A 9244-nucleotide genomic window follows, 5' to 3' on the forward strand; every position below is an offset into this window, starting at 1 on the left:
ATGAGAATTTTGACAGTAACTACAAATTTTGGTTTTGGTCCGTCTTCCAAATTATATTCTATTATCAAAGAGCTATTGAAGATGGGATATAAAGAGATTACATTTTGCGGAAATGGAGAATCTATAAATTTTTTTAAGACCAACTTTGGTAATAGATTAGAATACATCGAGTGTGATACTGATGAAATTAGGTCTGAAAGCTTTTTGAAAATAGTAGATATTAAGAATTATGAACTCTTAATTAATGTTATGAATCTGAATATTCCTAAAATTCAACGAGATACAAATTTAAATGTAAAAAGTGTATTTGTTGATAGTCTAAGTTGGATGTGGGAAAAACCCCTAGATGGGATTAACGAATATGATATTTATTTTGTTCAAAATGCTTTTATTGATCCCAATAATTTATCGCAGTATAAGAATATCCAAACAATAAATCCTATTATTAATACGGAAGGAATAACAAAAACAAAAGATTTCAAAAACAATAAAATTCTATTAAATTTCGCTGGTATAGTTACTCCATATGAAAATGATGTATTTTTCAAAAAGTACATGTTATTTTATCTAAAACTTTTTTCAAAAATACCTAATATTGATAAATATGAGATTGATTGTGCTTGTAACATGACGCAGAAAAAATGGATTGAATCAAACAACCGTTTTGACTACAATGTTACATTTAAAGTAATGTCCCATAAAGAGTTTCTATCAGCGTCATGTGAAGCAAGTAGGATATTTACAACACCTGGTTTGACATTTTATTTAGAGAGTTTAGAATTAGGCTTAAAACCACATTATTTTTTGCCTTCAAATTATTCTCAGGCATTATTGCTTGAAAAATATAATCAAATCTCTGGGAATTGTAATACCTTATCTAAGTATGGATATTTATTTTCAACAGATGAGTTACTTGAAGAAAGTGAAGGTGTGACTAAAGTAAGAGAAGCATTTTCTAATATTAGTACAAGATATAAAGAAGAAATCTTCGACAATATAATATCATATATTAATGAAGGTTCGGTGTATGAATCAAAAAATGAAATTCAATATAAGGAAGAGAGCGGTATTCGTTCAATTATTAGAATTATGCTTGAAAAAGGACTATTGAAAGGAAGATAATACATGCCTGTGATTGAAGATATTGATTTTTCCAATTTACTAGTGAAAAAATGTATAAAAAAGATTTAAATCAGATAATTTCATTAAATGACTTAAATTATGATGCTAGTTTTAGGGATAATTTAATAGTTTTTGATGAAACAAGTAATTTTTCTCCAAATAACAGTCTTGTTGTTGGGGGGGCTTGTATTGATCGCTGTGATGCAAAAATTGATAATCTGGCTATCAATTTTTACTTTGATATACTGATGCCTATTAATGAGGCCATCATGAAAAATTTAAATTGTGCAATATATGTGGATACACCTATTGAATCATGTAAAGATGATTGTGAAAAAGAAAGATGGCAACAATTTGTTAAACGCTTAGAAATATTTTTTGAACAGCTAGGAAAACGTGTAGGCATTGAAATAAAAATAATTCGAAGAGATTTATCTTATAAAATGATTGATAAGATATTAAAAAAACATAACTTTAGTGATGATGAATTAAAAGGTTTGTATGATTTAGTGCCTAGTGCAAAGAATATTGTATTTGGACCAGAACTATTACTTCATTTTCGTAGATCAATCATTTCGTATTTACCAGAATTCATTTCAGAATATTTTGAAGAAAATTTTGAAGAAATTATAGTTTGTGAAGAGTTAAGTCAGTGTAAAGCAATTGGCAAAGCCTGGAGAATCAGTAATAAAATATATCCCAAAATATATATAGATATGCCATCTCTTAGTTGTAGAAATCGCATGCATAGGAGTAATAATGGGAAAATAGGTATTTTTGAATCAGCATCTTTGAATAAAACTAGAAAATCTGATCCATTGTTTCATGAATTTATGAATAGAATAGAATTGGAAGCTATTTTTAAATCTTTTGATGTTGATAATTTTTGGTTAGTAAAAGATGAATTAGAAGGAATGTGGTATGAGAAGCAATAAAATTTCATCAGAGTTAAAATATTATCTATATATCATTTTTACAAATTTACGATTTACTAGAATAGTAAATATTATCTTTATTGTTCAGTTTTTGGGATTATCTTTAGTACAATTTGCATTTTTTCAATCTATTTTTCTATTTTCACAATTAGTTTCAGAGATTCCCTCCGGAATTTTAGGAGATAGGTTTAGTAAGAAGAAAATCGTTCTATTGGGACTAGTTCTGTTATCAATTACTCCATTATTAACTCTTTCATCAATCTTGCTAATGAAGGACTATGTTTACTATGTTATACTAGGTGCATTTGTTTTAGAAGGAGTAGGAAATGCTTTTTTAAGTGGAGCTGATGATGCCTTGTTTTTTGAATCTCTAAGAAGTGAAGGCAAGGAGGAGAGTTATGGGAAAATACGAGGAAAGTTACAATTAATCAGCGCTCTGACTTTGGGGATTGCTACATTTATAGGAGGTGGTTTATATAGCATTACAAGATGTTTACCATATTTTATACAATCTTTTACACTTATAGGTTCAATGATAATCATCATATCTATTCCAGATAATCAGAAACACTCTATAGAAGATCTTAATCAAAATGGTGTTCCGAAATTTAAAGAATTATTTTCAGTTTTTCATAGGTTGCTAAAATCTACTAAAATTCTTTTCATGTTCGCTTTTACTACGGTTATTGTCTCAGCAATTAACGTAGTATTTGCTTTATTACCAGATTATTTTTCTAAAATAGGATTTTCTACATCTATTAATGGAGCTATGTTTATGATTTATAGTATCATTGGTGGCATAGTAGCAACTCAAGCTTATAAAATATCAAAAATAAGAGTTTCTAAATTAATTATGCTGCTATCATTGATACTAATGATTTCCATTATTTTTCAAATTTTGCCTTTCAATGCCACATTTATATTTAGTTTTCTACTGTTGTACATTATCATAGATATTCTTGATCCTATTATCATGGAGATGTTACATCTTTGGGTTGATGACAATTCAAGAGCAACAGTTATATCAGGACTATCCTTTTCAATTAGTCTTGTTACAATGTTGGTAAATCCGATAATTGGTGTAGGAATTCAAATATTTAATATGAGAATAACTATCTTATTGATTTCTTGTTTTATGATTGTAATGATATTAATCTCGTATATGTTAATAGAAAAAACTAAAAGGAGTAAAAAACATGAAAACAGAGAATAAGGCTTATTTAGGTGATTCCAGAGCTATGGAAGATGTAGAAAATGATTCTGTTGATTTAATAATCACTTCTCCACCATATTTTAATTTAGTTGATTATCAACACGATGATCAGATTGGGTTAACAGAAACATATAAAGGCTATATTCAGAGTCTAAATAGTGTTTGGGAAAGATGTAGTAAAATATTAAAAGAAACAGGAACAATTTGCATCAATATTTGCAGTTCTGTAGAAATTAGCAGAAAAAATCAAAATATGTATTACGATATCAAACATGAAATTGAAAAATTCTTTGCGGAGCATAATTTCTATATTGAAGGGACAATAATATGGAATTTGAATAATACTTCATATATCAAAAATCAAGTTGAAAAATATCCTTCAAGTTATTCGAATAATGAGTCTTTGATTCTAAATAACTATGAATACATATTGATTTTTAAGAAAAAGTCAGAATTTATAGTGTGGGATAGAAACATTGAGGGCACTAAATTTATTGACTGCATTTGGAATATACCTTGGGATTATTCTACAAGACCACCAGCTTTTCCAGAACAAATTGTCAATCAACTTATTGATATTTATTCTCTGGAAGGTGATGTTGTGTTGGATCCGTTTATGGGGCAAGCGACTACATCTTTGTGTGCTTTTAAGAAAAATAGAAAGTTCATTACCTATGAATTAAATCCAACCACTTATAAATTAGGTTTAAAAAAACTAAATCAAGTGGGTGCGCTGAATGTAAACAGATAAGAAAGTAGTAGAAGGTCTATTATGAAAATAACTACAGTTGGTATGGGGTACGTCGGTTTGACTTTATCTGTCCTGTTATCTCAGGAACATGACGTGGTTGGATTAGACATTAATTTACAGAAAGTCGAACAGCTTAATAATAAAATTTGTCCATTTATCGACTATGAGTTGGAGAGATATTTTTTAAATAAAGATTTGAAATTCGAAGCTTGTATTTATGATGAGAAGTACTTTGAAAAAGTTGATTGTATCATAATAGCAATACCAACAGACTTTGATGAAAATAAAGGAGTATTAGATACTGAGGGTATAGAATCAGTTATAGCTGATTGCCTAAGTATTAATCCTGTTGCATATATAGTTATAAAATCTACAGTGCCAATCGGATTTACGAATTATTTGAATACAAAATTTCACACAGATCGGATCATTTTTTCTCCAGAGTTTTTGCGTGAAGGAAAAGCATTATTAGATAACTTATTTCCATCTAGAATTATTTTGGGAGGGAGAGCTGAATATTGTCAAAGATTTGGAAGATTATTATCGGAGTTCTCGTTAAATGAAGTTGCCCCGATTCTACTGACAAATTCAGCTGAAGCTGAAGCAATTAAGTTATTTTCAAATTCATACCTTGCAATGAGAATTGCGTTCTTCAATGAAATTGATAGTTTTTCCATTATGAAAGGGTTAAATACTAAAAATATCATTGAAGGAATTTGTTCTGAAGAAAGAATCGGAGAATTTTACAATAATCCTAGTTTTGGTTATGGAGGATACTGTTTACCTAAAGATACAAAACATATGTTAAGTGAATGTGAAGGCCTTCCAACTGTTTTGTTAGATTCTATTGTATTAAGTAACCAAAAAAGATCAGAGTTTATAGCAACACAAATAACAAAAAATAATATATACAATGTAGGCATTTATCGTTTGCTAGCTAAAAAAGATTCTGATAATATTCGTGATTCGTCAACTGAAAATGTGATTAAACAATTAACGAAATATAATGTAAATATTATTATTTATGAACCGTTTTTGTCTTCAAAAGAGATTTTTGATGCTAAAGTTGTAACGAATCTGGAAGAATTTAAAAAAACATCGGATGTTATTATTTCAAATAGAATTTCAGATGAATTGTCTGATGTATTAGAAAAAGTTTATACAAGAGATATATTTAATAGGGATTAAATAATAATATTTTACTTTTGAGAAGTTGCGATAACATAATATTTGAGAAAATCAAAGTATATTACGATTTATAGCGAAATGAAATAAAAATTGAACAAATTTATTGGGGAAGTTAAACCAATTTCTAACAATGTTTTAGAAACAACGGTGTACTATTTCAATGTCAATATACTATGTTATAACATGTTTTTTATAAGATAAGTAACTATAGAAGAAAAGTTTCTATAACAACCTCTTCCTCATCCGAAAGAAACCTCTTATTGGGTCTTAAAAAGTGATAGCCAGCAGACCTATTATTAGACTTTTTTGTCAGGGAAAGATGAGCAACAAGGTATCACGCTTTACCATCATGATCAGCGACGGAGTGGTTTAGTAGTGCAGGAATCTCATGGAGCTTATTCTGCTTATGCGATAGCAGTCCAAGGTTTAGGAGCAAAGCGATGCTAAGCTTGGTAAACTGCGAGATGCTCGTCCGCTTATCGTCAACTGGAAGAAGCTGCACTTGTTGGTTGTTGGGCACATGTGAGAAAGGAGTTTTTTGAAGCGACGCCCAAGCAAGTGGGGAAATCATCGTTAGGTGCTAAAGGCTTAGCTTATTGATGGGATACATTGTCGATTGATGAACGACTACAGAAACGTCAAGAAAAGCTCCAACCCTGAATGGAAGACTTCTTTGTTTGGTGCCGGATCCAGTCAGTTTTACAGGGTTCAGAACTAGGGAAGGCTATTGAATACAGGCTCAATTCTGAAGAAACCTTTAAGACAATTTTGAAAGACGAGCATCTCTTCCTTGTTATTGGACGATAAACAAGTGGAACTTACTCTGACTTGGAATTCCACTTGTTTTTCGATTTTTATCAGATTAATTTCAACTTTTATTGGCGGTGGAAGTTAGTTTGGGAATTTAGAAAAAATCCAGTTATACTAAAGGGTTAAGTAATATTGGATAAAAATTAAGTGATAAAGTCGGGAGTTTATCAAGCGTCTAATCTCAAATGGATTAGGCGCTATTTGCTTTTTCTATGGTATAATAGAAGGTGGATTTATTAATTGGAGTATGAAGAATTTATGATTAAACTAGTAGCAACGGATATGGACGGAACCTTCCTAGATGGGAATGGACGCTTTGATATGGATCGTCTCAAGTCTCTCTTGGCTTCCTACAAGGAAAAAGGGATTTACTTTGCGGTGGCTTCGGGTCGGGGATTTCTGTCTCTGGAAAAATTATTTGCTGATGTACGTGATGACATTATTTTCATCGCGGAAAATGGCAGTTTGGTAGAGTATCAAGGTCAGGACTTGTATGAAGCGACTATGTCTCGTGACTTTTATCTGGCAACTTTTGAAAAGCTGAAAACGTCACCTTATGTAGATATCAATAAGCTCCTTTTGACTGGTAAAAAGGGCTCTTATGTGCTAGATACGGTTGATGAGACTTATTTAAAAGTGAGCCAGCATTATAATGAAAATATCCAAAAAGTAGCGAGTCTAGAAGATATTAAAGATGACATTTTCAAATTTACAACCAACTTCACAGAAGAAACGCTGGAAGCTGGTGAAGCTTGGGTAAACGAAAATGTCCCTGGTGTTAAGGCCATGACAACTGGCTTTGAATCCATTGATATTGTTCTGGACTATGTCGATAAGGGTGTGGCCATTGTTGAATTAGCCAAAAAACTTGCTATCACAATGGATCAGGTTATGGCTTTTGGAGACAATCTAAATGACTTGCATATGATGCAGGTTGTGGGACATCCTGTAGCTCCTGAAAATGCACGACCAGAAATTTTAGAATTAGCAGAGACTGTGATTGGTCACCATAAAGACCAGTCGGTTATAGCTTATATGGAGGGCTTATAATGGTAGATATAAAATTGATTGCATTGGACTTGGACGGGACCTTGCTGACTACTGATAAAAGGCTGACGGATCGTACCAAGGCAACTTTGAAAGCTGCGCGTGATCGTGGTATCAAGGTCGTATTGACAACTGGTCGTCCCTTAAAAGCTATGGATTTCTTTCTCCATGAGTTAGGGACTGACGGCCAAGAAGATGAGTATACCATTACTTTTAATGGTGGTTTGGTTCAGAAAAATACAGGTGAAATCCTTGATAAAACAGTCTTTTCATATGATGATGTGGCACGTTTGTATGAAGAAACAGAGAAATTATCACTACCTCTTGATGCCATCTCAGAAGGAACAGTTTATCAAATCCAATCGGACCAAGAAAGTCTTTATGCTAAATTCAATCCAGCATTGACCTTTGTTCCAGTGGACTTTGAAGACTTATCTAGTCAAATGACCTATAATAAATGCGTGACTGCCTTTGCTCAAGAACCCTTGGATGCAGCCATTCAGAAGATTTCTCCAGAATTGTTTGACCAATATGAAATCTTTAAATCACGTGAAATGTTGCTAGAGTGGTCACCAAAGAATGTTCATAAAGCAACAGGTTTGGCAAAACTAATCAGCCATCTTGGAATCGACCAAAGCCAAGTCATGGCCTGTGGTGACGAAGCCAATGACCTTTCTATGATTGAATGGGCAGGACTCGGTGTTGCCATGCAAAACGCTGTTCCTGAAGTCAAGGCAGTCGCAAATGTGGTAACTCCAATGACCAATGATGAGGAAGCTGTCGCCTGGGCTATCGAAGAATATGTGCTAAAGGAGAACTAAGATATGGGATTGTTTGACCGTCTATTCGGAAAAAAAGAAGAACCTAAAATCAAAGAAGTTGTAAAAGAAGCTCTGGAAAATCTTGATTTGTCTGAAGATGTTGAGTCTTCTCTTACAGAAGCTGAGGAAGTTTCTCAAGAAGAAGCAGAGGTTGAAAGTTCTGAAGAATCTTTGCTCGAAGAAGAGGATAATCAAGAGACAGTTGAAGAGAGTCAGAATTCAGAGCCAGTTGTAGAAGTTTCTCAAGAAGAAGTCGAAGAATTGCTAAACTCAGAAGAAGTCCCAGAGGAAGAGAATACTGAGCTCCTAGAAACTGTAGAAGAAAATAATTCTGAAGTTCTTGAAGCAGAAAGGCCTCAGGTAGAAGAAACTGTTCAGGAAAAATATGACCGCAGTCTCAAGAAAACTCGTACAGGCTTCGGAGCTCGCTTGAACGCCTTCTTTGCTAATTTCCGCTCTGTTGACGAAGAATTCTTCGAGGAATTGGAAGAACTGCTGATCATGAGTGACGTTGGTGTCCAAGTTGCTTCTAACTTAACAGATGAGTTACGCTACGAAGCCAAGCTTGAAAACGCCAAGAAACCTGATGCACTGCGCCGTGTCATCATTGAGAAATTGGTTGAGCTTTATGAAAAGGATGGTAGCTACGATGAAAGCATCCACTTCCAAGATGGCTTGACAGTCATGCTCTTTGTTGGTGTGAATGGTGTTGGGAAAACAACTTCTATCGGGAAACTAGCCCACCGCTACAAACAAGCAGGTAAGAAAGTCATGTTGGTTGCGGCAGATACATTCCGTGCAGGAGCGGTAGCCCAGCTAGCTGAATGGGGCCGTCGTGTGGACGTTCCAGTTGTGACTGGACCTGAAAAAGCTGACCCAGCCAGTGTGGTCTTTGATGGTATGGAACGTGCTGTAGCTGAAGGTATCGATATTCTCATGATTGATACCGCTGGTCGTTTGCAAAACAAGGACAACCTCATGGCTGAGTTGGAGAAGATTGGACGCATCATCAAACGTGTTGTGCCCGAAGCACCGCATGAAACCTTCTTAGCATTAGATGCTTCAACTGGTCAAAATGCCCTGGTACAGGCTAAAGAATTTTCAAAAATCACCCCTTTGACAGGAATTGTCTTGACTAAGATTGATGGAACTGCTCGAGGTGGTGTTGTTCTAGCCATCCGAGAAGAACTCAATATTCCTGTAAAATTGATTGGTTTTGGTGAAAAAATCGATGATATTGGAGAGTTTAACTCAGAAAACTTTATGAAAGGTCTCTTGGAAGGTTTAATCTAATCAGAAGCAAAAATCCTGCAAGCTACAAACTTGCAGGAAATTTTTTTATTATGGCTTCAAGCCA

Annotated in this window: 8 protein-coding genes; all 8 read left to right on the top strand. The window is 33.6% G+C overall.

The genetic code is table 11. The annotated features are described in order from the left end of the window. Nucleotides 1-1122 (top strand): hypothetical protein, encoded by a 1122-nt coding sequence (locus HT691_RS07985; RefSeq protein ID WP_001221832.1) that lies wholly within the window; start codon nucleotides 1-3, stop codon nucleotides 1120-1122. Between the two features lie 50 nt (nucleotides 1123-1172). Continuing rightward, nucleotides 1173-2057 (top strand): hypothetical protein, encoded by an 885-nt coding sequence (locus tag HT691_RS07990; protein ID WP_240149818.1) that lies wholly within the window; start codon nucleotides 1173-1175, stop codon nucleotides 2055-2057. After that, nucleotides 2044-3270, top strand: a complete 1227-nt coding sequence (locus HT691_RS07995; protein WP_001257305.1) for an MFS transporter — start codon at nucleotides 2044-2046, stop codon at nucleotides 3268-3270. Before HT691_RS07990 ends, HT691_RS07995 begins: the two co-directional genes overlap by 14 nt. Continuing rightward, entirely contained in the window at nucleotides 3254-4021 is a 768-nt protein-coding gene (locus HT691_RS08000; RefSeq protein WP_000846118.1) for a site-specific DNA-methyltransferase, read from the top strand. Before HT691_RS07995 ends, HT691_RS08000 begins: the two co-directional genes overlap by 17 nt. A gap of 21 nt (nucleotides 4022-4042) precedes the next feature. Further along, nucleotides 4043-5209 carry a nucleotide sugar dehydrogenase gene (locus tag HT691_RS08005; protein ID WP_000705670.1) on the top strand — a complete coding sequence of 389 codons (1167 nt, stop codon included), beginning with the start codon at nucleotides 4043-4045 and terminating at the stop codon, nucleotides 5207-5209. A 1068-nt stretch (nucleotides 5210-6277) separates the two neighbouring features. Next, on the top strand, nucleotides 6278-7069 hold the full coding sequence (locus HT691_RS08015) for an HAD family hydrolase (RefSeq protein WP_050208167.1): 792 nt from the start codon (nucleotides 6278-6280) through the stop codon (nucleotides 7067-7069). Next, nucleotides 7069-7887: a Cof-type HAD-IIB family hydrolase gene (locus tag HT691_RS08020; protein ID WP_050208148.1), complete on the top strand. Its 819-nt coding sequence runs from the start codon at nucleotides 7069-7071 to the stop codon at nucleotides 7885-7887. Before HT691_RS08015 ends, HT691_RS08020 begins: the two co-directional genes overlap by 1 nt. Nucleotides 7888-7890: 3 nt before the next feature. Next, nucleotides 7891-9180, top strand: a complete 1290-nt coding sequence (ftsY, locus tag HT691_RS08025) for a signal recognition particle-docking protein FtsY (protein WP_023933083.1) — start codon at nucleotides 7891-7893, stop codon at nucleotides 9178-9180. The last annotated feature ends 64 nt before the right edge of the window (nucleotides 9181-9244 follow it).

The sequence above is a fragment of the Streptococcus sp. 477 genome (genome assembly GCF_013277295.1).
Taxonomy (GTDB): domain Bacteria; phylum Bacillota; class Bacilli; order Lactobacillales; family Streptococcaceae; genus Streptococcus; species Streptococcus pseudopneumoniae.